The following is a 26,285-nucleotide window of genomic DNA, read 5'->3' as shown; positions in this document are numbered from 1 at the left end:
TAATGGGCTGGGCACAAAACTTATACGACACCCTCCTTCCACATTCTGAATTCTAGCGGCTAAATTTGCCCCATGGATAACTATGCTATCGCCGACCAATTTTCACTGCTCGCCAAACTGATGGATATTCATGGCGACAACCCGTTCAAATCAAAATCCTATGCCGCTGCAGCTTTCAATATTGAAAAACTGCCGGCACAACTGACGGATATTTCCACCGATAAGATTGCAGGCCTGAAGGGTATCGGCGACAGCACAGCAAAAAAAATCATTGAGCTGCTCAGTACAGGAAAACTGCAGGCACTGGAAGACCTAATCCTTAAAACACCACCGGGAATTTTAGAGATGATGCAGATCAAGGGGCTGGGGCCAAAAAAGATCGCCACCATCTGGAAGGAAATGGGCATTGAGTCACTCGGCGAACTGCTCTACGCCTGCAATGAAAACAGGTTGCTGATGTACAAGGGCTTTGGCGAGAAAACACAGGAAAGCGTGAAGCAATCCATCCAGTTCTTCAACCAGAACAAGGGACATTTCTTATATGCCGAAATAGAAACCTATGCAGCCCAGGCACTTAAAATTATACGCGATGCTTTCCCAACACAGCAGGTGGAACTGAGTGGCGAGATCCGTCGTCAATCGGTTACCATCACCCGCATTGAAATGATGTCCACCATTCCGGCCGGTGAACTGGCGTCTTTCCTGCAGTCACAAAACTTTGAAACCAGCCGGGAAGAAGATACCATTACCGCAATAGCGAGTGACGGTGCCAAACTGGTGGTGTACCATTCAGGTGCAGACAGATTCATCGCCAGGAACTTTGCCGCGAGCTGTTCGGATGTTTTCCTGCAGGCTTTCAAAGAAACTACAGGCTTTGACACCGACAGGAATTTTGCTACAGAGGAGGAGATTTTCACGACTTATAACCTTCATCCGATTCCAGTCTACCGGCGCGAATTGCCTGAAACGGTGCAGCAGGCGCTGAAGTCCCAACTGGCACCGGAAATCAATCTTTCCGATATCAGGGGCGTAATCCACTCGCACAGTAACTGGAGCGATGGTCTCCATACTATTGAAGTCATGGCAAAAGCCTGTATCGAAAAAGGTTATGAATACCTGGTGATCAGCGACCACAGCAGGTCTGCCTTTTACGCAAACGGACTTTCGGTTGAGCGTATCCGTGAACAACACCTTTACATAGATGAATTGAACAGCAAACTTGCTCCTTTCAGGATATTCAAAAGTATTGAGTGTGATATCCTCAGCGATGGCAGCCTCGATTATGCCGATGATGTCCTCAGCAGCTTCGACCTGGTCATTGCTTCTGTTCACAGTAACCTGAAAATGACGGAAGAAAAAGCGATGCAGCGCCTGCTCACTGCCATCAAACACCCGGCCACCAGCATCCTTGGTCACATGACCGGCCGCCTGCTGCTGAGCAGGCCCGGTTACCCGGTTGACCATCGCCGGATCATCGATGCCTGCGCTGAACACAATGTGGCTATTGAGATCAATGCCCACCCCAGGCGACTTGATATCGACTGGAGCTGGATTCCCTATGCCATGGAAAAAGGATGTCTCCTGTCAATAAACCCCGATGCCCACCAGGTAGAAGGCTATGAAGATATCAGGTATGGCGTCATCAGCGCCAGGAAAGGCGGACTAACGGCCATGACTAACCTCAGCAGTTTCACCTTGACGCAACTGGAAGACTGGTTAAGGGTAACTCGACAAAAAAAGTAGTGCCCGTATTTTCATTCGTTTCAAACCAGATTCGCCCCCTTGCCTGTTCCACAATTCCCTTGCTCATGGCCAGTCCCAGGCCTGTTCCGGATGTCTTGGTGGTAAAATTCGGGATAAAAATGCTGGACCGGATTTCAGGCGGGATTCCCTGACCGTTATCGTGCACGCTGATGATTACATGATCGTCTCCGAAAGCCTCATTTACTTCAACTACTTTCTCTTCCTTTTCCCCCATCGCTTCAACTGCATTCTGCAACAGGTTGGTGAAAAGGCGATTCAATTGTGTCCTGTCCGCGTTCACCATCACTTTTCCCGCAACCGGTTTCCAGGAAAATTGAACTTGTTCGCTGGAGACATATAACAACGACAGTGAATGCAATATTTCATGAAGATCAAACACCTCATTGTGCGCATTGCTGATATTGGCGAATTGCGAAAACTCAGATGCAATATGCGAAAGGTGATCGATCTGCTCAACCAGCGTACGGGCAACATTGCTGGTTAGCTGTTTCACATCCCCGTTATTGTTGTCGATGACTTTCTGCAAGTACTGGATGCTGAGCTTCATCGGCGTCAGTGGATTCTTGATCTCATGGGCAACCTGGCGTGCCATTTCACGCCATGCCCCTTCGCGCTCGCTTTTAGCCAGCGCCACGGCACTTTCTTCCAGTTTCAATACCATTTTATTGTACTCCTTCACCAGCTCCCCTATCTCATCCTCCCGATGCCACTCTATGGCGTCGTTGTGCTGCCCGAGGCTCACCGCCCTCATCTTCTCGCTGATCAGGGAAAACGATGAAGTAATCCTGTTGGTGATGAACAATGCAATCACCCCGGCGATCAGGAAAATAAAAGAATTCAGGTTGATGATGGTCACCAGGAAATTGGAGATTTCCTTTTTAAGCTCCACCTGTGAATCAAAAGAAGGCATATTCAGGTAGGCATAGGCGTTGCCTTCATCATCACGCACAGGGGAATAGATGCTCTGGTAACTTATCTCCCCCATCTGTTCTTCAGTGGTGTATTGCACCAGCCGCTGCCGGTGAATCCGGAAATAGGCCTCAGGATTCATCCGCACACTCAAAATGCCCTTTTCGTAGATAAACGGATTGGAAGACAGGCGCAGTTCACCCTTGGTATCATAAATATTAATATCGGTACCATGGATCTCTGACACTTCCTGCACCAGGTTTTCGAGGTATTCATTATAACCACTGTCATACAGGCGCAGCATGTAATCAAAGAAGGTCCGGCTGTCCATCTTGTTCTGCACATCATTGGTCATGATCTGGATGGCCTTGCTCAACTGGTCCTGCTTGTTCTTATTATACCGGTTGATAAAGAAGAAAATGGTTGCCGCCCCTATCACCAGGAAAGAAAACAGGCTGATGAATATGATCGTACCGTGCACCTGGGTTCGCAGGTTCAGTTGCATTTCCTTGCGGATATAGGATAACCTCAGCCTCGACCTTACCATTAGTGTAATCAGCCTGAATATCGCCAGCAGCAACAGGAAGGTACTGAAGAGATAAGCCACCAGGGTGATGGATTCGAGCCACAGATTATTCAGCCTGGCGATCACCACCACCTTATTGTTATCACGGTACCACAATTCATCATAATCAGCTTTTTTCCTGTAGGTGAAATTGTTTTTCGGAACCTGTGCATTGCTCAGCCTGGTAGGGAATGCATAATCGTTGTAATAATCGATCAGTTCCCTGTTATTATAGATCGCATAGCTGTATATCGGTGAATATTCATCGGGAAGAAAATCCTTCCTCGTACGGAAGAGTTCCGGCACAAGGGCATCGTTCTTATACTTTTTTGGTTCGGAAAGGATGAACACATACCCAACTGCCACTCCCTGATGATCGGTCACCATCTTTCGGCTGATATAGGCATACTTATCAAAAGCCTTTTCAAAATACCTCATATCGGCCACATTGGTGGGCTTTCCTTCCATCCTGAAAATGATGTCCAGTGTATCATAGGACACCGGGGCATCGTTATACAGGGGCCGTTCGGCTTCATCGAAAGTATATATACGGGTATCGTAGATATTGAGATAAGGAACGAAATTCTTGTTGATCAGGCTGTCTTTCAGGTATTGGTTGGAGGAAGCCAGCCGAAACCGGTCAAAATTCGCATACAGGAAATCATTGTCAAAATAAGTAAGGGCAATACTGAGCAGGCGTTCACTGGTGGGGTCAGCCTGGGTCGATAGTTTTTCGGCTGTCCTTTTCCGTTGCTCCATTTCAATTCGGCTGTTTTCCCCGATTATGATCATGGAAATGGAAACCGAATACAGGAATATCCATAATAATAGAACTGAAACAGACCACTGTTCACTCCAGGTTTGCAGGATTGGCTGGCGCATCATCCAGATATAGCCCAACAGCCATACCAGGACAAATATATTCAGTTCCACCAGGTTGGCGGAATGGGTGAAACTGATCAGCAGAAGTCCTAAGGCTGCTACAAATGCATACAGAAAATAGGCCTCATTCTTCAGCAGGGGCATTAATGCCCGCATGATCACACTGGATGCCAGGAAATAACTGAGGGCAAGGGTGGCCAGCACCACGAATCCCAGGAAACTGTAAATATCGAGACTGAAGAAATTGGTGACATTGAATGAAATGCGGGCGTCCGCGATCAGGCTCCTGATCACTATGGCAAATGAGAAGCTGATGCTCACCAGCAATAAAGCCCCAAAGGAAACAACGGGCCTGCAAAGCAGGCTGGTGCTGAACCGGGAAAGATCGATAGCCCTGCTTCGCTTATAAATGAAGAGCAGTATCCAGCAAAACAGCAATACATTGATCAACAGGTCACCCAGTGAAGGCAAAAACGCACTGGAACTATAAATTGAAGGATCAAATAATTCAAATTGCCGCCAGGCGAAAAGGCTTTTAACAAAATAACTGGCTCCCCTGAGTAAAACAATTGTGCCAGACAAAAAAATCAACCCGCGTAAAAAACCATATTTCTCCCCAATGCTGTTGGCGATATTATGCACCACAATCAGCAGCAGTAATATGGCCAGCACATCCAGTGCCAGTGCCCATTCGTTTGCATACCCAATGACTTCGCTGCTTTTGGGCTGCAGGTAAAAAAGGATGGTCCCATTCTGGCAGCGAACAGGAAAATCAGTGGGTGTTTCCACCAGGCTCAAACTGTTTTCAGCAGCCGAAAACCCGACGAACTGCTGCTGCAGGTTTTTATTCTGGACAAAATATTCCTTACGAACCGGCAGGAGGGCAATCATCAGCAGGTTTTCCCTGGCCAGGGGTATTATTTTCCTGATAACTTCATATTGCCCGTTCTGCAGCTTGAACAGCCGGTGAGAGTCGCGGGAGTAAATGATATCAGAAGTTGGTTCAATTTCCTGGTTACTCCAGAAGGCAAGCGACCAGTTATCAAACTGGGCCGGTTTGTAAATGAAAACACCAAAATCGGAAGATGACAGTTCCTTCAACTGTTTCTCCCCATAACTTCCTTCGGCCAGCACTTTCAGCAGGGTGGTATCTTTCGCCAACTGGTTGGTCTTCTGCTCCAGGCGTTGCAGCCTTTCTTCAATGCCCTTTCGGAGATATGGTGCAGAGGATGCACCGGCAAAATAGTTATTGATGATAAACGCAATCGTAAACAACCATGCCGCTGCCAGCAGGAAATAGGCATTGCGCTTAAAGATATAAATAATGAATTTGATCAAGTTTTCGGCTTTTCGGCTTTTATTTCATTCCAGAGGGCGTCCATTTCAGCCAGGCTCATGTGTTGTAATTGCAGGCCCCTTGCGGTGGCTATGGACTCCATTTTCATGAAACGCTGCATGAATTTTTTATTGGTTCGTTCCAGTGCATGTTCCGCATCGACCTGCAAAAACCGTGCATAATTGATCAGCGAAAACACCAGGTCGCCAAATTCTTCCTCTGTATGGTCAGCATCCCCGGAGGCAACTGCGTCCTGCAATTCCTGCATTTCCTCTTTCACCTTATCCCAGACCTGCTCCCGGTGATCCCATTCAAATCCCACCTGTTTAGCCTTCTCCTGCAGGCGCATGGCTTTTACCGTGGCCGGAAGCGAAGCCGGAAGGCCACTGAGCACAGAAGTTTTACCTTCTTTGAGTTTAAGCTGTTCCCAGTTTCTTTTTACCTCTTCCGCTGTTCCCGCTTTTACATCCCCATAAATATGCGGATGCCGGCGGATCAGCTTATCGCAGATACCCGCCAGCGCCTCTTCCAGCGTAAACTGGTTTTCTTCGCGGCCGATTTTCGCGTAAAACACCAGGTGTAGAAAGAGGTCCCCCAGTTCTTCCTTTATCCCCTTCCAGTCTTCCTCACTGATGGCATCAGCGAGTTCATACAATTCCTCAATTGATTGCTGCCGGAGCGATTGGATGGTCTGTTTTTTATCCCAGGGACATTTCTCCCTTAACTCATCCATGATACCCAATAACCGCCCGAACTGACTGATTGCCTCCTGGTGCATAATATTAACATTAATGACTGCCGTCTGGTGAAATCTGCGAGGCACTGATCATTGTAAAAATGGTGAGCAGCAGTACCATCATAAAGAAAGACAGCATATTTAATAAAAGAAACTTAGCGATCGTTTTTCCCCGGCTCTGCCCGTAGAACCTGCGCATACCTTTATACAGATAATGAAAAATTCCAAAAACGGATACCAGTCTCACTATTTCAACAATCAACCAACCCGAAATATCATACAGGTATTCAAGCCCGAAAATCCAAAGAAGTAAAATAAAGGTAGCGCAATACAGGTGGATGGTGAATACGGCATGATCCGAATAAAGCAGGTCCTTTCTCCGGCCATACAACAGATGGAGCAACAGTGCAAAAAGCGGAAGGGAAACAAACAGCATTTTGGGAAAACTGTGCATGAGGTTGTTAATAAACCCGGTCACAAATGCCCGTTCTCCCTGTTTTTCACCCGCTTCTACGGCAGCGAGTATTCGGGTCATAAATGCCTTTTTAATCCAGCCGTCCCTTTTATCTTTTGGCAACTCCAACTGCATCCGTTTATAGGCCAAAACGGATTTATAATTCAGGCTGGTTTTACCAAAATTAAGCCCCTCAGCTTTGGCGCTGTCATATTCAATCATTGGCTCTTCCGTAAGGCTACCCCGCTTTTTATCCAGGATGGCAAGTTCCCTGTCCAGGTCCAGTATAACCTTAGAACTGGCAATCCGTTCAGAACTGTCCAATCCGGTGCTAAAATTTTCCTGCAGGTTTTCTTTGGCTGCCAGCAACTTTTCCCGCTGTTGTGTATTTTTTTCCTTTTCAGATGGAACCAGTGTTTTCGCATTATAAAGGGTGAAAAAGATCACGAAGAAGAAAGCGGAAGTAAATACATACATCCTGATGGGATGAAGATAACTGGCGCGGCGTCCTTTGATGAATTCAAGCGACAGGAACCCGGGCTTGCTGACAAGGTATTTGACGGTACTGAAGAATTTCCCGTCAAAATGGGTGATATCATACACGAAATGGGTCAGAAGCCCCCAGAAAGTTTCTTTGGGCACAACGTTTTCCTGTCCGCATTTGTGACAATACAGGCCTTCGACAATGGTTCCGCAGTTTAAGCAGTCTTTTTCGGTTCTTTCCTGGTAATGGGACACTTGCTGAAATTTGATTAAAAATAAATACAATTATTTAAGCATTGAAAACTATATGCGGCCCGTATCTTGCAATATTATCGTATGTACAAACCAATTACCGGAATGAAAAAAATCCTGTTAGCGCTTATCCTGACCAGTTTCCAGCAAGTTCTTTTTGCTCAATACTATTATAAGGATATCCTCACCACCAGCCAGACAAACCAGCTTTACAACCAGCTAACCCGTGAAAATATAAAAAAGATCACCCTCAGTAGTTACGATGGAAATTCTGCCGAAACAGCCGGTTTCAGTTGCGAACAACGGGTTGACAACCGGAAAAAAACCATCAGCACCATTACCCGTACGGCCGTAATGGGCGATTCCTTTTTCGAGGCAACCTATAACGAAAAGGGTCAGCTGGCATCCAGTAAGGACAGCGCACAGAATGCCAGCAGCAAAGCGGGTTACAGCTACGATGCAGATGGCAGGTTGTTGCAAATCAGCACCAGCAGCACGTCTGACAATGTCACCACTACGGAAACGCACCAGTGGTCTTATGATGCTGCAGGCAAACCTTCCGGAATGCTGCGAATCAGGAACAATGTGGATACCACCAGGGTCAGTTTCGTGCTCGATGAAAACGGGAATGTGGTGGAAGAGAAAGCTGTGCGCCGTAACCTCCCCGCTGTAACCGTATTCTATTATTATGACCAGGCTAACCGGCTGACTGATATCGTACGATATAACGCCAAGGCACAAAGGCTTTTACCTGACTACATGTTCGAATACAACGAGAACGGTCAGTTGAAAAAAATGACGGTTATCCCGGAAGGCACCAATGAATACCAGATATGGTATTACCAATACCTTCCTAATGGCCTGAAACGGATGGAACTGGTATATAACAAACAACAGCAGTTGATGGGAAAAGTGGAGTACAGTTATGAATAATTATTCAGGTGAAATCAGCAGCCGAAAGTGGCTCTGGTATTTATGTTGCCATTAAAATTCTATTTTGTAACTCAGGTTTGGGATGATTACAATAGACTGCTCCTTACTTATTCTGTTATCTATTTGATTGTATTGGTATCCGTAAAAATCAGGTTGCCCGGTAAGATTCAGTATTTTGAATGCTATCTCGCGGGAGCTTTCCTTCCTGTTTATTTTGTAACTGGCAGTAAAATGTACATTTAAGGAAGATTGTGCCTGCATTTTGAATGCATTTGTTTCATCATAAACTATGTCATTTACCAGGTGAGATGCTGCTTCGTTTACAGGAGAATATCGGTTACCGCCCTGGTAGCAAAAACGGGTATTCAAACTAAAAATGTTCTGCTTGTTTTTACCAGCCTTCCATTCCTTACCAAATAAAATATTAAATACGTAATTACGATTAAATCTGGTGTTACGCCAGACTCCGTCCCCGCCTTTATATTCCGAATTAAATACTGATGCCGTAAACAGGTAATAGTATCCTTCGGAAATATACTTTTCAATTGTAATATCCAGACCATAATTTCTCCCCCCGCCTGTACTTTGCAACTTCTCAGCAAAAAACCAATCATTATGAAGATTTATGAAGGAGAAGGAACTGTCTGGTATTACTGGTACGGAAAATAATTTCTGAAAATACGGTTCTATTTTAAAATGAATTAGGTCGGTAATCTTCCAATCGTAGCTAAGTACAAAGTGGTGCGCTTTTGTAAAATCAAGATGTTTGTTTACTGCTGTTTCCCCTGTTAAAAGTGAATTATTGAAATAATAGTTTAATTTTTCTATCCGGCTGTGTAATCCATAGGCAAAACCAATCGATTGGTTTCCCCCGACCTGCTGACGAAACCCAAGTCTGGGTTCAATTGTGTACTTGTTGTTTAATGTAAAATACTGGCTGTTAATTCCAATATTCATTAAAAGTTTGGTGGTCAGGTTAAATGAGGAACTGCTATACCCGGAAACCAGGGTGCTGTTCCCCCGGCTCTTAACTATTTCCCGAAGCAACCCGTCTGATGCCGGTGTGCTATTGAGCTTGATATCATACAGCATGCCCGTCAGCGATATTCCCGTCCTGTTGGTGTGCTTTGCACTAAATTTTTTGTTTATGAAGGAGGATAAAACAATATTCCAATTTTTATTTTCAATCATACTCTTCGGCTGCAGGGATAACTGATGATTTAGCTTTTGGGTTGCCCAATCGGTACTGCTTACTGTCCCTGCAAGGGATGTTTTCACATAGGTGTTTTTGCTGAAAAGATATTTGTGACTGATTCCGGCCGCACCCATATACTGTTTCATTTCATCCTCTTCACTATCCCGGGAATACTGCCATTCAGCACTATCGATATTAGCCTTTGCGCCTGCCCTGTCTCTCAATCCAATACCCCATACCGAGAAGATTCCTGCCCTTTTCGTTGGAAAATTCAGCTTGAATGACAGATCCTGGTATTTAATTCCATCGGCGTCATCGGGTAATAGTGGCCCCAATAAGGCAAATGTGGAATAACGATAATTAAATAGGTAAGAAGCCCGGTTTCCTTTCTTAAAAGGTCCTTCAGAAGATGCGTCAATACCAATAATGCCTGCCTGAAAGGTATTTTCCCGTTTTTGATTATTTCCTGTTCTCATACCGATATCAAATACGCCAGACAATGCGTTACTGTACTCAGCAGGAAATGCCCCCGTAAAGAAATCGGAGTTTGAAAGCATCTGGCTGCTTAGCGCGGTAAGAGCTCCCCCACCGAAAGAATTCAAGTCTCCGAAATGATTCGGGTTTGGGATTTCTACTCCTTCCATTTTCCATTGCAAAAACCTTGGAGCATTACCCCTTACGATGATTCCATTTTGATCTGTATTACCTGCCACACCGGCAAACGAAGCAGCTAAACGAGCTGGATCATCAAAACCACCAGCATATCTTTTTGCATCCTCCACACTCAGCATTCTGGCACTTACAGTGGCCATAGCATTAATTGGAAGTTCCTTGCTTACGCGAGGCCTTACAACTACTTCTCCTAACACAGAAATATTTTCTCTCAGCTGGATAGTCAAAAAATTCTGCTTTGCTGAGGCGACGATTATTTCACGAATCATTGCAGGTTCATAACCGGTAAATTCAACCTGTAAATCATACCTGCCAACAGGAATATTTTGAATTTGAAAATTCCCCGAACTGTCTGTAATTGCACCAATCACAGGATTTGTTCCGAGTACTACTACCGTAGCAAATGGCAGTGGCGCATTTGATGCGTAATCCAAAACCGTACCGCGGATTGATTGAAATGGTTGTGCAAATGATTGGGTTGCAAATATGATAAGGTATAAAAACAGAACTGTGCGTGCCATGATTATTGAGATTAAGCTTGAAAGTGCAAATGACCCTCAAATCCCAATTTTATACAATACTGATTTATCAGTAGTCTTAATCCAGAAGCCCGTATTTTGAAGCAAACATTATCGCTTCAAAGGAATTATTGGCACCGAGTTTTTCTAAAAACCGCTGCCGGTGCGTATTTACTGTATTCAGACTAATAGACAATTTGCTGGAAATTTCCTTGCTCAAATACCCGTCTTTTACAAGTTTTAAGATTTCCAGTTCTCTTTTCGTTAATTCAAACTGTATTTTCGGAGACAGTTCCATTGGGATGATTTTCCCTGTTCTGAAATTCAATAACTGAGTTTTAATCCCATTGTACTCTTCCTGATTGGGAGAAAGGTCAACCAACCCGATCATTAGCCATATCTGACCTGATTTATCCAATTCCAAAACCTGGTACTGCTCAATAAGGCGCACGTACCTGTTTTCAGCATTTAACATTCTATATTCATACAACGCCTTATGATTCACCTTTTCATTACTGGAAAAATTGTTGAATATTTTTAAAATTGAAATCCCATTAATATTCAATTTCAGCTTATCCTCCGGATGGATTTTCTCATAGAAAAACTGCTGCCCCGTTTTCTCATAATCGGATAGAATATACCCTAACAGTTCCCCGAAATTCGAAGAATAATAGACAACCTGTCGTTTATTGATGTCAAATACACTAATTCCGGAATTACCAATAGCAGACAAGGTTTGTAAGACAGCGGTGTGTTTTTCAATTAATGAATAGTCTAAATCATTTTCGTTGAATTTATATTGTAACAGGTATTGAAAAAAAAGTTCTTCGTTGCTGTATTGTTCTGTCATCAGAATTCGAATATTTTGTTTTAAGGTATGTGAAACGATCTGGTACCTAAAAAACAGTCTGGCCCCTCACAATGGAGAGGCCAGTGCCTGTATTTATAAAAACTGACCACTGCTATTTTGTTTCTTTCAAAAAGCCTGCACGTACAGGGCCTGGCGCCGGCTTGCCTTTCAGTCCCTGCCAGAGAATTTCATTGAAAAGCAGGTCCGGTACTGCATCAATTTTGGTCCAGTCAAACTGCTCACTTCTTTTGGCCAGGTCATCATTTTTCTTGTTCACCTCATTCAGGTCAACATTGGATGGAAGACTGCTAAACGGCGTAAAGTCAGGTGTGGTGGTAAAACATCTCCACATTGGCGTGGCTGCTGCATCAAATTGTGTCATGGGCGGCAGTCCCAGGATCAGCTCCATTGTTCTTAACATTCCCGAAGTAGTGTACATAGTATGATCAACGGATCTGCGGTTTACATAGGGACTGATCACATAAGCGGTACTCCGGTGCGCATCCACATGGTCGGGACCGTTCTGCGCATCATCCTCCAATATAAAGACTGCACTCTCTTTCCAAACCGGACTCTTGCTCAGATGCTCCACCATCATGCCCACGGCCAGGTCATTGTCCGCCACATGTGCGTAGGGAGTAGGCCTTCCGAGCCGCATACCTTCTGTATGGTCATTGCTTAAACGAAGGGTGGACAGGCGAGGCAAAGCATTCACTGCTACCAGGGAATCAAAATCCCTTTTCCACTGGTTGATCCGCATTGTGTCGCGATAACGCGCATCATGGGGCATAAACGGCGCCACATGTCCTTCCAGTACCGGCAGATTTGGTTCCAATCCGCGTTTCACAAATTCGCCATAGGTCCGGTAGGTTATATTGTTTCGGGCACAATGATCCCAGATATAACCATCACGATTATTCGCAATCGCCCTTAGACCCAGCGACTCACCTCCCCCGCCTCTTTGTCCGTAGGCGGTGGGCCAGGTCTTTTCATTGTAATCCGTCGCATAAGCCCCCATACTCCAGTTGTGGCCATCTGCACTCACTTCCGCATCCACATAAAAATTATCCAGCAGTACAAATTCTTTGGCGATCTTATGCTGGTTGGGAGTAATTTTCTCCCCAAAAAGCAGCAGACTGGTATCACCGTTGCCACCCGGAATATCACTCAGCACCTGGTCATAGGTTCGGTTCTCCTTGATAATATAAAACACATATTTGATGGGAGATTTATCACCCACCTTCATTGGAACCGGGTTGCCTGCTTCACCTTCCGTTACCAGTTCCCTCTCCTTCGAATATGGACTGTTCCTGTATACCGCGCTGGTATAAACGCCGAGTTGTACAGGGTTGGGTTCTTCAATAATACTAAGGGTTCCCCTGAACAAGCCACCGATATACTGCACTTTTTTCGGCTTCAGGCTGTCTCCCTGGTGGTCTATCACTACCTGGCGTTTATTGGTTGGATTAGGACCTTCCGGGTTGGCAAATGAAGACAATCCCTTTCCATTGGTGACATAGATTTTCTTACCCGACACTTTTACATTGGTCGGGAACCATCCCACAGGAATAAAGCCTTTTGATTTACTCCTGCCCGGCACCGATACATCAAATACTGCCAAACAGTTGTTATCAGCGTTGGCTATGTAAAGTGTTTTCTGGTCCTCGCTAAGAGCCACACCATTAGTGGTGGAACCGCTGGGTGAATTGGGATACAATGCGGCATTAAGTGTTTCAATCACTTTTTCAGTAGTCACCGAAATCACCGACACCGAGTTATCATTGGCATTGGCCACGTACAGCCACCTGCCATCTTTGCTTAAGTGAAGTTCATTAGGATTACTGCCCACAGGAATCTCGGCCCTGATGGATTTCGCTGCGATATCATACAGTAATACTTTTCCTCTTCCCCATGCACTGATATAAAGGGTCTTCAGGTCCTTCGAGATGCGGCAGGCATAGGCTTCCGCACCCAGGGACACCTTGTTCAGTATCTTTTTGGAAGTCAGGTCAAATACATAGAGACTGCTGTCTTCCTTAGTCACCACAAATAACTTATTGAGTTTGGTTTCCTCTAACTCAATACCGGTCGGACTGATTTTATTCGGCCAGGGTTTACCAATGACCAATGAATCAACCAGCTTCAGTTTTTTGTGGGTGATTTCATATTTATTGATCCGGTTATCGTTTCCACCGGACGCATATATAAAACGGTCGTCCTTGCTGAACGCCAGTCCGTAAAAGGATTTTCCGATAATGATACTGTCTGTTCTTTTCCCCGAAGAAAGTTCCACCAGGTCGATCGTTTGGGTACTCTGGCCATTATTGGTAACTGCCAGGAATTTTTTGTTATGGCTGATCACCAGGTTCAGCGGCAGGTCCCCCAGAGGTATCTGACTACCTACCGGTGTGATGCTCCAGCCATTGGGCAGCATAACCCTTTTCTTTTCAAGTTCTTTAAGGGATTGCGATTGGACAGAATAACTAAAAGCGAGAAGAGCCAGATAAAGCCCGATACTAAAAATCGTTTTCATGGTATGTCAGTATTATTCCCAGCCAGGTCTCTGAGTTTGATTTGGGCTCAGGAAGATTGCGGCAAATCTCAGGGATTTACCCGTTCAGGAATATTATCAAAACATTATCCATTGTAAAGGCGTCTGACGTTGGGATCCACGGAAAGGCGTCTGACGTTGGGATCCACGGTATTCAGTAATGCTAAACGTCAGACGCCTTAAACCCCAATGTCAGACGCCTTAAAAAAAAATCCCCTTGACAGTTTAAACCATCAAGGGGATTATAAATTTAAAAAGTACCCGGGACGGGAATCGAACCCGTACTCGCTTTTTCGGCGAACAGGATTTTAAGTCCTGCGTGTCTACCTGTTCCACCACCCGGGTGGATGGTTTACCCGTCGGGTGGCACCCGTCGGGTGGATATCGACAGAAAGATCAAATATCCGCAAAAAAAAATTCCAAACGGTAAGTCTGGAATCTTTTTATTGGAGCGGAAGACCGGGCTCGAACCGGCCACCCCGACCTTGGCAAGGTCGTGCTCTACCAAATGAGCTACTTCCGCTGGTTAACTGCCCAAACTTAATAAAAACAATGCTGTTTCTGAGGCTTCGACAGTGTATCTAAAGAGCTGTTTTTCAATTGGGATGGCAAAGATAAGAACTGTTTTATTTCTGCCAAATTTTTTCTTGAAAATTTTTATTTGTACTTGGGTGTGTACATGGTGCTCTCAGGCACATTTACACGGGGCTTACCCTTGTAACGCTCAGTGTACAAACCATAACATCCGCCAAGCACGAAAGCCAGTATACAGAATACCTGCAGATAAAATAAATATGTGGAAGAATTTACCCAGCTATGTGTAAAATCTTGCTCCAGTGGATTATCAAATTCTTGTGCTTGGTGATGCGCCATAGTTTTTAATTATTGCAGTGCAAAAATAAAGGTTCGGCAATAATAATCATTTTTTACTGCCTACTATTTCTGAAAAATGTTTTCTTCCTTTTACAAAATGCTGCCACACCACACTTCCGTGGTACCATCCATGCAATTCTCCTTTTCTGCTGACGGGAAAAATACTTTTCTTTCTCCTGATCAATACCCACCCGACAAAACCGATATGGGCTTCCATGATGGCTTTAAAATAGATCCCCTGCCCTTCCAAAAGGCTCTTCCAGGCAGATACGGCATCCAGCATAAAGCGAACAGGTATCTTCCAAATCAATTGGCTCCATGGAAGATTTTTCGCGAGCATGACCAGGTTGTTCCTGAAATTCAAAAATACTTTCCACTCATTACCCTTTGGCAGCGTACCTCCGCCCACATGGTACACAACAGATGGCGGACATACCATTACTTTATATCCGGCCAACTGCAGGCGCCAGCAGAAATCAATCTCCTCCTGGTGGGCGAAAAAGAATTCATCGAGTCCGCCAATGCGGTGATATAATTCCGCCCGCACCAGCAATGCCGCGCCGCTGGCCCAGAACACGGGGGTGATATCATCATACTGCCCCTCGTCGGTTTCACAATAATCAAAGACCCGTCCCCTGGCAAACGGATAACCCAGGGCATCGAGCCAGCCGCCACTGGCACCGGCATATTCAAAACAGGATTTATTTCCATACATCCTGATTTTCGGTTGACAGGCACCGATAGTATCGTCCGCAGCCATCAATTTCATCATAGGATCCAGCCAACCCGGACATACTTCCACATCAGAATTCAGCAACACATAATATTGAGACTGCACCTGTTTCAATGCTTCATTATACCCTTTGGCAAAACCGTAATTCACCGGAAGCCTGATGATCCTCACAGCAGGATATACTTCCTGTAACCAGGCCACAGAATCATCTGTGGACGCGTTATCCGCCACTACCACTTCCATATCTGCATAACCCGATGCCATTACCGAAGGAAGAAATTTTTCCAGGTATTTTTTACCGTTCCAGTTAAGGATTACTATGGCTACTTGTGCTGACAAAATCGATCGACAATAAATTAGTGGCCAAAAATACAGTTTGCAAACTATTTGAATGGCTAAATTAGACGGATGATTCCCTCCTTCTACAACTGGCGCACCTGGCTGGCCCTGCTTGCACTGACAATTGTAACCGGGACCATCTTCTATTCGCGTTACCTGGCGCAGCAAATAGCGCAGGAAGAGAGAGACAAGGTAGAACTCTGGGTAAACGCCAGTAAGGCCATATTCGACAATCCCGATATGCCCCTCACGCTTCCGAACATGATCCGCAACGACCAGACCGCCATTCCCATTATTGAAACCAATGAACAGGACAGCATAGTCAGTTTTATCAATATTGATTCGGCGAAAGCAGCCGGGGACCCGGGTTTCCTGCAAAAAAGATTGCGTGAGTTCAAAAGGGCCAACGAACCTTTTATCCTGGTACTGAGCGACAGTCCCTACATTGCCAACAAATATTATTACGGAAACACCAGGCTGCTGAAGGAAGTGCAATACTATCCCATTATTCAACTCGTGATTGTTGGGATCCTGATCATCCTGCTGCTCATGCTGCTGAATACGCGCCACCGTTCGGCCCAGAACCAGCTTTGGGCAGGCATGGCAAAGGAAACGGCACACCAGTTGGGAACCCCGCTGTCCTCCCTGCAGGGATGGGTGGAAATGCTGAAGGAATCGGGCCAGCAGGATGCCATCACCCATGAACTGGAAAAGGATGTAAACCGCCTCAAACTGGTAAGTGACCGGTTCAGTAAGATCGGCAGCACGCCACAGGTGGAACCTACGGACCTCGTGGTGCAGGTGGAAACCATGCTTGATTATATCAAAAGGAGAGCTTCGGGGGGAATCCGTTTCGAATTTCACAAACCCGAAGAGCTGCCACTGATAGTCCCCTTATCGCCCACCCTATTTGACTGGGTGATTGAAAACCTGTTGAAAAACGCCCTGGATGCCATGGAGGGGAAGGGAACCATATCGATAGATATCCGAAAATCGGGACAAGACATCATTATTGATGTGGCTGATACGGGGAAGGGAATTCCGGGGGGCAATGTCAACAAAGTCTTTGATCCGGGTTTTACCACCAGGAAGCGGGGCTGGGGACTCGGACTATCCCTTTCGAGGAGGATCATTGAGCAATACCACGGGGGACAACTCTTCGTAAAACACTCAGAACCTGGAAAGGGAACCACTTTCCGGATCCTGATTCCCCAGCAGCAAAAAACTGTTTAGAAAACTGTTGGTGGTAATTAAATGAAATCCTTACATTTGCATCCGCTTTTAAAGCGATGCCCAGGTGTTGAAACTGGTAGACAAGCCACCTTGAGGTGGTGGTGCTGGAAACGGCGTGCTGGTTCGAATCCAGTCCTGGGCACGGAAAAAAGCTCCGAATTTTCGGGGCTTTTTTTTATTGCTTCACTTGAAACCCTTGCCCGGACTGCGCATGGAAGAGTAAAAGTTTACCTGTTATAATTCAAGTTCCATCTGGATGTTGCAGCGTTCGTAGGGCGTGGCACGACCAGCCACTTTTTTAAAGCCCAATTTATAATACAGGTTGATAGCAGGTTTTAGCATCGTATTACTTTCCAGGTACAGCTTTTTCGCACCCAGCGATTTTGCTTTTTCAATAATTGCCTGCCCCAACAACCAACCTATACTTTTTCCCTGCACTTTGGGCGACACTGCCATCTTAGCCAGTTCATAGTCATATTCCGGGTCGTCCATTTTAATCAGGGCACACACTCCCACTGGTTCATCCTCGTATAAAGCCACCAGTATTGCACCGCCTTTGTTCAAAATATACTCCTTCGGGTGGTCCAGCGCTTTGTAATCGGAATCCTCCATTTTAAAATAAGCCGAAATCCATTCTTCATTTAATTTTTTGAAGGCTTCCGCATAGATCGGCTTAAACGGAATAATCCTGACCTTTTTACTTTCCCTTTGCTTTTTTTGTTCCGCTACATACTGAAGAAGACTTTTACGGTTGAGCAGAAATTCCCATTCTTCAATGGCTTTCCAAAGATCATGTTGCGCTTCTTTTGATATGGCTTCCACTGCATTGGTAACATCAGAATACTGGTCTTTGATTTTCTCTGCCAGAACCTTACCTTTTCTGGAGAGGCTTACCATATTTTTGCGACCGTCTTCCTTATCCTTTTTTTCTGTGACCAGGCCCTTATCAGACATTTCAGCAACGATCTTACTAACCGAAGGATGAGAATGCCCGATTTGCCGGGCAATCCCGGTAATGGTAAGGTTTCCCTGTGCCAGCGCATAAAAAACAGGAAACCATTTCGGCTGCAAATCGATTTGATAGAGCTTGTAAATATCGGCAGCATCTGCTGTGATTTTATCTGTCAGCTGGCGAAGCCGGCTGCCAATCGCCATCTTGCCGGTTTGATTGTAAAAATCCATATAAGTAGTTTTTTACGTAACTAATTACGCAAATATAGGATTTCCGGAGCATCTGCCCCCAGCAAATCATTCTATGGCCCAACCAGTTTCATTTCTCCGTCTCCGCAAAGCTGCGGGCAAATAGCCGGTGAATGAACCACCAGGCAATCATAAAGAATTGTAACCCAGATCTCCGAAACCTCGTCTATAAAACCGGCAACTACCAATAACCACATTCAACCAACAATACAACACATGAAGCACCTGAACCAATTCAACCGCCTCCTTATCCTATTTACATTCTTCCTCCCCCTCACATCAGCCTATTCACAAAACCTCGCACACAAAATAGACAGTATCATTACCACCCAATTCAATGATACCAGCGGTCCCGGTGGCGTATTCATGGTAGCTAAAAAAGGTAAACCCATATACCATAAAGCATTTGGGAAAGCCAACCTGGAATGGGGCACCAAACTCAACCCGGATGCGGTTTTTCAACTGGGATCCATCACCAAACAGTTTACCGCCATCGCCATCCTGATGCTGGAAGAAGAGGGCAGGTTAAAAGTAACCGACCCCATTGGCAGGTACATCCCGGACTATCCCGCGGGCGACAGGATAACCATCCACCATTTACTGACCCATACATCGGGCATCAGGGATTTTACCAAAATGCAATCACTCCGGGATATTGCCCAAAAAGAAATGACACCGAAAATGATGGTGGACTTTTTCAAAAACGAACCGGTTGATTTTGCACCGGGAGAAAAGTTTGACTACAATAATTCAGGCTATGTGTTGCTGGGCTATATTATTGAGCTGGTATCGGGAGAATCTTACGAAGATTATATTCAACATCATATTTTCAGCAAAGCAGGCATGAACCAGTCGCGTTATGCCAGCGACCGGCAGATCATCCCCAACAGGGCCTACGGCTATCACCAAAAAGAAATCGGCTATGTCAACAAAACCACCATCAGTTACAGTATCCCCTTTTCATCAGGATCCTTAATGTCAACGGCTACGGATATGCTGAAATGGCAGAATGCCCTAAACCAACACCTCTTATTAAGCTCAGCCGCCACCAAAAAAGTATTCAGCCAATACAAACTAAACAATGGCGAGACATTTACCTATGGCTATGGCTGGCATCTGAGGGACATCAACGGCATCCCCAGCAGGGAACATGGCGGCAGCATTTTCGGATTCAAATCCATGGGTGTATATATCCCGTCGGAAGACATCTATGTACTCGGACTGAGCAATTGCGACTGCCTCTCTCCCACGCAAACCACGAAGGATATTGCGGCGCTGGTTCTGGCATCATTTCAGGAGCAGCGCAGAGATTGAATTTGATTATTAAGTCAGACTTAATAATTTCGGGGCAATGCTGTCTTCAGCATTCAGACAGATTAAAAGAATTCAACATGTCCCGCATATTATGGCTCCTCTTCCTGCTGCCGCTGAGCAGTACCGCTCAACTCCGGCCGGCAAAAATCTTTACAAGCAATATGGTGCTGCAGAGAGAGGAACCCATCCGCATCTGGGGCAAGGCAATACCCGGACAAACAGTTTCCCTTTCCTTTGCCGGAGAGCGGAAGTCCGCCAGGGTTCAACCAGATTCAAGCTGGAGTATTACTTTAAAACCAACAAGCACCAATAGTCGCCCGCAAACCCTGCAATTGTCCTCGGGCAATGAGAAGATCATCCTGAAGAACATACTGGTGGGCGATATCTGGCTGTGCATCGGGCAAAGCAATATGGAATGGCCCATGGAAAGGGAAGCGCATTTCCGGGAAGAAAAATCCAACAGTCACCAGCCCCTGCTGCGATTTTACAACCCCACCTATGCAGGAAAAAATATTTACGGTACCAGCTATACCGATTCCGTCGTTCAACGCTTACCCCCCGCCAGTTTCCTGCGGGGCCAGTGGCAAAGCTGCGACAGCAACAGTATGAAGTCCATGAGCGCCGTTGCCTATTATTTCGGAAAACAAATCAACCAACAGATGGATGTTCCGATCGGGCTGATCAACCTCGGCATCGGCGGGGCACCGCTGGAAACATTTATTGCAAAAGATGCTTTACAAAACAGCCGGGAGTTTTCCCGAAAACTGCAGGGCGACTGGCTTAACAATCCGGCATTACCCACCTGGATCAGGGAAAGGGGAAAACAAAATACCGGCAGTGTACAACGGATACCATCAGACGAAAACGGAAAATTCCATGCCTACAAACCGGGCTTCGTTTACACGGCAGCGATAGAACCTTTGCTTCCTCTGCCCATCAAAGGCATCCTGAACTACCAGGGCGAAAGCAATGCACAGGAAATGGAAAGGGTGATGGAATACGCAGACCTGTCCAAACTGATGATTGATGACTACCGTAAAAAATGGCGGCAACCAAACCTACCCTACTATTTCGTTCAGCTTTCCTCCATCGACACCATCCAATACAAGGGACAGCTATGGCCACAGTTCAGGGAGGAACAAAGAAAAACACTGGCCATCATTCCGCACTCAGGCATGGCCGTGAGCAGTGATATCGGGGCCAGGAATGACGTACATCCCACCAATAAAAAAGACGTGGGCGAAAGACTGGCCAGGTGGGCCCTGCATCAAACCTACCAGCAACACACCATTCCCTCCGGCCCCCTGCCCCTGTCCGCAACCTATAACAATGGCAGGCTGAGGATCCAATTTGAACACCTGGGAGGTGGATTAAAGACATCCGATGGCAAGGCCCTCAGGGGTTTTTCACTGGATGGCAACCAGGAGGCCGAAGCCACTATTACGGAAGGCGGCATAACGATTGTCACCGCCCAAAAACCGGAGCATGTTTATTATGGCTGGAAACCCTACAGCGATGGTAACCTGGTAAATGCTGCCAACCTGCCGGCATCCACCTTTAAAATAAAAACGGGCCGTTACCCCGACTCTTTATTCTCCACCTATTACCACCAGCGTTGGACCCTGTTTCAACACCTGCCGCAATCAAAAAACGATGTCATATTTATCGGGAACAGTATAACTGACGGCAGCGAGTGGGCTGAGTTGTTTAACGATGCCACCCTTAAAAACCGGGGCATCAGCGGTGATGTTTCTGTTGGGGTTATCAACCGCATAGACGAAGTCATAAAAAGAAAACCATCCAAGGTTTTCCTGATGATCGGGGTAAATGACCTGGCAAGAGGCATCAGCACCGACAGCCTGCTAAAAAATATCCTGCAGATTGCAAATGAAATCAAACAGCAATCCCCGGCCACCAAACTTTTCGTGCAAAGCCTCTTACCCGTGAATGAAAGCCTGGGGAAATTCAGCGGACATACCAGCAAAGCCCGGCAGATCAGGGAACTGAATGAAAGCCTGTCCCGGGAAGCCTCCAGGCATGATTTCAGTTTTGTTGACCTGTATCCATCTTTTACCAACCCGGATGGAAAGTTAGATACCAAATACACCAATGACGGACTGCACCTCACCGGTGAAGGATACCTGCTATGGAAACACCTGGTATTCCCCTATGTATATGGACTGGAGAAAAATCCAGGTATCATTCCACTGCCCCGGGAAATAAAATGGACGAAGGGAAATTTCTCCCTCCATAACTGTAAATACATCCTGGTACCCGACCAACAATTGATGGAGGAAGCCATCCGGTTACAAAAGATACTGGCTGGTTTCGGCTGGCACCCTGAACTGACAACCAGTTCGGTTGCTGCTGCCAGTTATATAGAACTGAACCTCGGGAACATTGCCTCACCAACAGGTAAGGAAGAAGCCTACCAACTGGATGTTAAGGAGAATAGTATCCAACTCATCGCCAATACCCCGCATGGGATATTTAATGGCATCCAGACCCTGGCACAACTGATGCGTGACGGTCTAATGGTGGATGCCTGCGAGATCCGGGACTGGCCGGCATTTCCCTGGCGGGGATATATGATGGATGTGGGAAGGAATTATATGACGGTGGACCTGCTGAAACAACAGATCGATGCCATGGCCAGGTACAAGCTCAACCTGTTTCACTTCCACGCCACGGAAGATATCGCATGGAGACTGGCCAGCAGGATATATCCGCAATTAAATGCTCCCGAGCATATGTTAAGGGACAAAGGCGAATATTATACGGAAACTGAGCTAAAAGACCTGATAGACTATTGCAAAAAAAGGCATATTACTTTCCTGCCGGAGATTGATATGCCCGGGCATAGTGCGGCTTTTACCAGGGCCATGAAAACGGATATGCAATCTGATTCCGGACTGGTGTATGTAAAAAACATCCTGAGGGAATTTATTACCACCTACGATTTACCCTATCTGCATATTGGTGCTGATGAAGTGAAGATTACCAACAGGAATTTCATACCGGAGATAACGAGATTTGTAGAGGGCTTTGGTAAAAAACTAGTCGGCTGGCAACCGGGCGGAAATTTTACCGGGAATACCATCCGCCAGTTGTGGATGGAAGACAATACACATGCCAGCGGCAATGCCAATATTCAGTACATAGACTCGAGGCATCTCTACCTGAATCATATGGATCCGCTGGAAATTCCGGTAACCCTGTTTCACCGGCAAATTGGAAATCGTGAGCAGGGAGATAATTCAGCGCTTGGCGGCACGCTTTGTGTGTGGCACGACAGGGCAGCCGGAACTGAAAATGATATCATGCGCATGAATGCCGTTTACCCGGGCATCCTGAGCTTTGCCGAAAGAATCTGGCGTGGTGGCGGACAGGCAGGCTGGATCGCCAATATCAGCGATGGCGATGAAAAATCCTTCACCGCCTTTGAAAACCGCTTACTGGAAAACAAATTCCTGTATTTCAGGAACCAATCCTTTCCCTACTCCAGGCAATCTGATCTTCGCTGGAAACTGGTTGGCCCATTTAACAATGGCGGCAACCTGTCCAAATCATTTGAACCCGAAGCGGCCGGATGGAATGAAAGCCAATCGCCCATAGTTAAACAGGTAACAGGCGGCACGATCATACTCCGTCATTGGTGGGCACCCCTGATTAAAGGCATCATTGATGAACCAAAAGAAAACAGCACCTGGTATTTTACCACCAGGATCCATTCAGTTGAAGCCGGCGAGAAAGATTTCTGGATTGGATTCAATAATCTCTCCCGGTCAACTGCCGCCGACTCACCGCCCCCGGGTGCCTGGGATAACAAGGGCAGCGCGGTTTGGGTAAACGGGAAATCAATTGCACCGCCACAATGGAAAAGAGCCGGGCAAAGGGGACATGCCGAAATTCCATTGGTGGATGAAGGCTATGAATACCGGGAACCAACCAAAATCTTCCTGCAGAAAGGCTGGAACACTGTCCTGATCAAAGCGCCCGTGGGCAGTTTCAAGGGAAAGGACTGGCAGAACCCGGTAAAATGGATGTTCACTTTTTTGCCGGTGGGTGACTGACTGGAAATTCCGCGTAACCTGAGCACTTTTTTCCGCGCCAAACTGATCACTGGTTTCCGGAGCAAATTGACCACTGAATTCCGGGGCAAATTGACCACTACTTTTCCGCGTCAAACTGAGCACTTCATTTAGTTGTTTATGGTACGTTCATCGGTTTAGTTAGGATGCTGGTTGAATGGCTTATTCTCGCTGTTCATACCAGTTACAATGCCAAACAACCCGATTAAGATGAGTAAACTTCGTCAAGTACTAAAACTTTCATTTCAGGGCCACAATAAACTGCAGATAAACAAATTAACCGGTGTATCCCGTAATACGGTAAAAAAATACCTGGACATAGTCGATGCGCTTTCCACTTCCTGGGAAGAGCTCAGCCGCTTGTCCGATAAGGATTTAGACGAACTATTCTGCAAGGAACCGGAGGTTGTTCCGGATACCAGGCTCAAGGAACTGCTCGCCTTCTTTAGGGACAACGACAAACGCTTACGGCAACGAGGGATGACACTACTGCGGTTATGGGAACTTTACCGCCGGGAGCATCCTGCAGGCTTTGGGCACACTGCATTTTACCGTCATTATCATTTATGGAAGCGCCGTGTACAGCCCAGCATGCACATGGAGCATACCGCGGGTGACAAGGTCTATGTTGACTTTACCGGGGAAAAACTACCTGTTCTGGATGAAGCGACCGGTGAACTGCAGGAAGCCGAGGTCTTTGTAGCCATACTGGGTGCCAGCCAGCTTACCTATATGGAAGCTGTCATGTCGCAGCGGGTAGAGGACTTTATCGGTTGCTGTGAGCATGCCCTCCATTATTTTGGGGGCTCCCCCAATGCCATTGTTCCGGATAACCTAAAATCGGCGGTTGTCAAAAGCAGCCGGTACGAACCGACATTAAACGAAAATTTTGAAGCCTTTGCCGATCACTATGGGATGACGCCGCTCCCGGCCCGGGCCTACAAACCCAAAGACAAATCCCTGGTAGAGGGGGCTGTAAAAATCATGTACAGCCGCGTTTTTGTGGCGCTGTCGGAGGGGCCCGCTACGACACTGGAACGATTGAATGAGCAGGTCCTGTTATTGTTGGAGCAGCACAACAACACTCCGTTTAAAGGCCGTTCCTACAGTCGCCGCGAGCAGTTCGATGAACTGGAAAAGATCGCCCTGCAGCCCCTTCCGGCCAAACCCTATGAACTACGCCGGTCCGTTCATGCCACGGTTATGAAAAATGGCCATGTTTGCCTGAGCGTGGATAAGCACTACTACAGTGTGCCGTATGGATATATCAGTAAAAAGGTACGTATACTCTTCAGTGTCTCTGAGGTGGAGATTTATTACAAATACGAACGCATTGCCACGCACCGCCGGGTGCGCAGTGCACACAATTACAGTACGGAGGGTAGTCATATGGCCAGTCAGCATCAGGTACAGGTCGCCTGGAATCCGGATTATTTTTTAAGCCTCGCCCGCGTGATTGCACCCGAAGTGGAGCACTACATTAGTCAGGTGCTGTTGAAAAAACGACATCCGGAACAAGCCTATAAAATTTGTAATGGCATCCTCTCTTTTGGGAAGCGGATTGGACACGAACGGCTGATCCGGGCCTGCCAGCGAGGGCATGCGTATGGCCTTTACTCCTATCGGGCGATTGAAGATATCTTACAAAAAGGGCTGGATCTGACGGATCCGGAAGAGTCCCAATCTACCCCCATGCCCAGCCATGACAACATCCGGGGCAATCATTATTATCAATAAAAACAACACCAATGAATGAGCAAACCATCGAAAAAATGAGAACCATGAAACTTTTTGGCATGTTACGTGCCTTCCAGACCAATCTTGAAACCGATACAGCCGTCCGCTACACGCCTGATGAACTGGTTGGCCTAATGGTTAGTTCGGAATGGGACGATCGCTACAATAGAAAACTGGACAGGAGTGTGCTGCGAGCGAGGTTCCGTTACAAGGCATCGATTGAGCAAATCAGCTTTACCAATGAACGGGAGCTCCATAAAAATCAGTTGCTGCGACTGGCCGATTGTGATTTTATCAAGAAAAAAGAAAACCTGCTTATAACCGGCAGTACCGGAATAGGAAAAAGTTTTATTGCGTCAGCCTTGGGTCACCAGGCCTGTTCACTGGGCTATAAAGTGCAATACGAGCATTGCACCAAGCTGTTCTCCCGGTTAAAAATGGGAAAAGCGGACGGCACCTATTTAAAAGAAATAGCCAAAATAGAAAAACAGGACCTGTTGATATTGGATGACTTTGGGATGCAACCGCTGGATGCGCAGAACCGGGCCATACTGATGGACATCATTGAAGACCGCCATGGCAAACACTCCACCCTGTTCACAGCACAGGTGCCGGTCAACAAATGGTATGAGGTGATTGGTGAACAAACCATAGCGGATGCCATC

At 46.3% G+C, this 26,285-nt stretch carries 16 protein-coding genes and 3 tRNA genes; 8 read left to right on the top strand and 11 right to left on the bottom strand.

Translation table 11 applies throughout. The features are described from left to right. The first annotated feature begins 72 nt into the window (after positions 1-72). Complete coding sequence (locus BC349_RS13945; RefSeq protein ID WP_187257393.1) at positions 73-1,743, top strand: DNA polymerase/3'-5' exonuclease PolX; 1,671 nt, start codon at positions 73-75, stop codon at positions 1,741-1,743. Here BC349_RS13945 and BC349_RS13940 read toward each other — a convergent pair. Genes BC349_RS13940 through BC349_RS13930 form a run of 3 tightly spaced genes read right to left on the bottom strand, consistent with a single transcriptional unit; the run spans position 1,691 to position 7,384 of the window. Continuing rightward, positions 1,691-5,458: a sensor histidine kinase gene (locus BC349_RS13940; protein WP_187257392.1), complete on the bottom strand. Its 3,768-nt coding sequence runs from the start codon at positions 5,456-5,458 to the stop codon at positions 1,691-1,693. The genes BC349_RS13945 and BC349_RS13940 overlap by 53 nt on opposite strands. Next, entirely contained in the window at positions 5,455-6,234 is a 780-nt protein-coding gene (gene mazG, locus BC349_RS13935; protein WP_187257391.1) for a nucleoside triphosphate pyrophosphohydrolase, read from the bottom strand. The genes BC349_RS13940 and mazG overlap by 4 nt, the downstream gene beginning before the upstream one ends. Before the next feature lie 10 nt (positions 6,235-6,244). Next, positions 6,245-7,384, bottom strand: coding sequence for a DUF3667 domain-containing protein (locus tag BC349_RS13930; protein ID WP_187257390.1), 1,140 nt, complete (start codon positions 7,382-7,384; stop codon positions 6,245-6,247). 102 nt (positions 7,385-7,486) lie between these two features. Between BC349_RS13930 and BC349_RS13925 the strand changes: the two genes are divergently transcribed. Then, complete coding sequence (locus tag BC349_RS13925) at positions 7,487-8,314, top strand: hypothetical protein (RefSeq protein ID WP_187257389.1); 828 nt, start codon at positions 7,487-7,489, stop codon at positions 8,312-8,314. Positions 8,315-8,365: 51 nt separating this feature from the next. Here the strand turns inward: BC349_RS13925 and BC349_RS13920 are convergent, their stop codons facing one another. The 7 genes from BC349_RS13920 to BC349_RS13890 form a co-directional block, all read right to left on the bottom strand. Then, positions 8,366-10,702, bottom strand: a complete 2,337-nt coding sequence (locus tag BC349_RS13920) for a TonB-dependent receptor (protein ID WP_187257388.1) — start codon at positions 10,700-10,702, stop codon at positions 8,366-8,368. 76 nt (positions 10,703-10,778) lie between these two features. Then, positions 10,779-11,549 carry a LuxR C-terminal-related transcriptional regulator gene (locus BC349_RS13915; protein ID WP_187257387.1) on the bottom strand — a complete coding sequence of 257 codons (771 nt, stop codon included), beginning with the start codon at positions 11,547-11,549 and terminating at the stop codon, positions 10,779-10,781. Positions 11,550-11,661: 112 nt separating this feature from the next. Then, positions 11,662-14,082 (bottom strand): beta-propeller fold lactonase family protein, encoded by a 2,421-nt coding sequence (locus BC349_RS13910; RefSeq protein WP_187257386.1) that lies wholly within the window; start codon positions 14,080-14,082, stop codon positions 11,662-11,664. A gap of 276 nt (positions 14,083-14,358) precedes the next feature. Beyond that, positions 14,359-14,445, bottom strand: a tRNA-Leu gene (locus BC349_RS13905). A gap of 102 nt (positions 14,446-14,547) precedes the next feature. Then, positions 14,548-14,623, bottom strand: a tRNA-Gly gene (locus tag BC349_RS13900). A 134-nt stretch (positions 14,624-14,757) separates the two neighbouring features. Beyond that, on the bottom strand, positions 14,758-14,973 hold the full coding sequence (locus BC349_RS13895) for a hypothetical protein (RefSeq protein ID WP_187257385.1): 216 nt from the start codon (positions 14,971-14,973) through the stop codon (positions 14,758-14,760). A gap of 46 nt (positions 14,974-15,019) precedes the next feature. Further along, positions 15,020-16,045: a glycosyltransferase family 2 protein gene (locus tag BC349_RS13890; RefSeq protein ID WP_246456961.1), complete on the bottom strand. Its 1,026-nt coding sequence runs from the start codon at positions 16,043-16,045 to the stop codon at positions 15,020-15,022. Positions 16,046-16,114: 69 nt separating this feature from the next. On the opposite strand from BC349_RS13890, the gene BC349_RS13885 reads away from it, so the two are divergent. Both BC349_RS13885 and BC349_RS13880 read left to right on the top strand, forming a co-directional pair. Then, positions 16,115-17,278 carry a sensor histidine kinase gene (locus BC349_RS13885; protein ID WP_187257384.1) on the top strand — a complete coding sequence of 388 codons (1,164 nt, stop codon included), beginning with the start codon at positions 16,115-16,117 and terminating at the stop codon, positions 17,276-17,278. A gap of 58 nt (positions 17,279-17,336) precedes the next feature. Further along, positions 17,337-17,420: transfer RNA gene (locus BC349_RS13880), tRNA-Leu, on the top strand. Positions 17,421-17,512: 92 nt separating this feature from the next. Here the strand turns inward: BC349_RS13880 and BC349_RS13875 are convergent. Next, positions 17,513-18,460 carry a bifunctional helix-turn-helix transcriptional regulator/GNAT family N-acetyltransferase gene (locus BC349_RS13875; RefSeq protein WP_187257383.1) on the bottom strand — a complete coding sequence of 316 codons (948 nt, stop codon included), beginning with the start codon at positions 18,458-18,460 and terminating at the stop codon, positions 17,513-17,515. Positions 18,461-18,694: 234 nt separating this feature from the next. Between BC349_RS13875 and BC349_RS13870 the strand changes: the two genes are divergently transcribed. From BC349_RS13870 to BC349_RS13855, 4 genes are all read left to right on the top strand, one after another. After that, the gene (locus BC349_RS13870; RefSeq protein WP_187257382.1) at positions 18,695-19,792 is read left to right on the top strand and encodes a serine hydrolase domain-containing protein; all 1,098 of its coding nucleotides are present in this window, start codon (positions 18,695-18,697) and stop codon (positions 19,790-19,792) included. Between the two features lie 77 nt (positions 19,793-19,869). Continuing rightward, positions 19,870-23,865: a family 20 glycosylhydrolase gene (locus BC349_RS13865; RefSeq protein WP_187257381.1), complete on the top strand. Its 3,996-nt coding sequence runs from the start codon at positions 19,870-19,872 to the stop codon at positions 23,863-23,865. A 228-nt stretch (positions 23,866-24,093) separates the two neighbouring features. Next, positions 24,094-25,620, top strand: a complete 1,527-nt coding sequence (istA, locus tag BC349_RS13860) for an IS21 family transposase (protein WP_222840114.1) — start codon at positions 24,094-24,096, stop codon at positions 25,618-25,620. A gap of 11 nt (positions 25,621-25,631) precedes the next feature. Further along, on the top strand, positions 25,632-26,285 hold a 654-nt coding region (locus BC349_RS13855; protein WP_187257354.1), incomplete at its 3' end, for an ATP-binding protein.

Origin of the sequence: Flavihumibacter stibioxidans, assembly GCF_014332695.1 — a bacterium.
Lineage (GTDB): Bacteria > Bacteroidota > Bacteroidia > Chitinophagales > Chitinophagaceae > Flavihumibacter > Flavihumibacter stibioxidans.
Note: the sequence above shows the minus strand (reverse complement) of the source record. Positions and strands in the feature narration are given on the sequence as shown.

What these genes read in the sequence shown, in the direction of transcription:
- BC349_RS13945 (WP_187257393.1), top strand. Translation starts at nt 73, where the DNA reads ATGGATAACTATGCTATCGCCGACCAATTTTCACTGCTCGCCAAACTG.
- mazG (WP_187257391.1), bottom strand. Translation starts at nt 6,234, where the DNA reads ATGCACCAGGAGGCAATCAGTCAGTTCGGGCGGTTATTGGGTATCATG.
- BC349_RS13925 (WP_187257389.1), top strand. Translation starts at nt 7,487, where the DNA reads ATGAAAAAAATCCTGTTAGCGCTTATCCTGACCAGTTTCCAGCAAGTT.
- BC349_RS13920 (WP_187257388.1), bottom strand. Translation starts at nt 10,702, where the DNA reads ATGGCACGCACAGTTCTGTTTTTATACCTTATCATATTTGCAACCCAA.
- BC349_RS13915 (WP_187257387.1), bottom strand. Translation starts at nt 11,549, where the DNA reads ATGACAGAACAATACAGCAACGAAGAACTTTTTTTTCAATACCTGTTA.
- BC349_RS13910 (WP_187257386.1), bottom strand. Translation starts at nt 14,082, where the DNA reads ATGAAAACGATTTTTAGTATCGGGCTTTATCTGGCTCTTCTCGCTTTT.
- BC349_RS13895 (WP_187257385.1), bottom strand. Translation starts at nt 14,973, where the DNA reads ATGGCGCATCACCAAGCACAAGAATTTGATAATCCACTGGAGCAAGAT.
- BC349_RS13885 (WP_187257384.1), top strand. Translation starts at nt 16,115, where the DNA reads ATGATTCCCTCCTTCTACAACTGGCGCACCTGGCTGGCCCTGCTTGCA.
- BC349_RS13875 (WP_187257383.1), bottom strand. Translation starts at nt 18,460, where the DNA reads ATGGATTTTTACAATCAAACCGGCAAGATGGCGATTGGCAGCCGGCTT.
- BC349_RS13870 (WP_187257382.1), top strand. Translation starts at nt 18,695, where the DNA reads ATGAAGCACCTGAACCAATTCAACCGCCTCCTTATCCTATTTACATTC.
- BC349_RS13865 (WP_187257381.1), top strand. Translation starts at nt 19,870, where the DNA reads ATGTCCCGCATATTATGGCTCCTCTTCCTGCTGCCGCTGAGCAGTACC.
- istA (WP_222840114.1), top strand. Translation starts at nt 24,094, where the DNA reads ATGAGTAAACTTCGTCAAGTACTAAAACTTTCATTTCAGGGCCACAAT.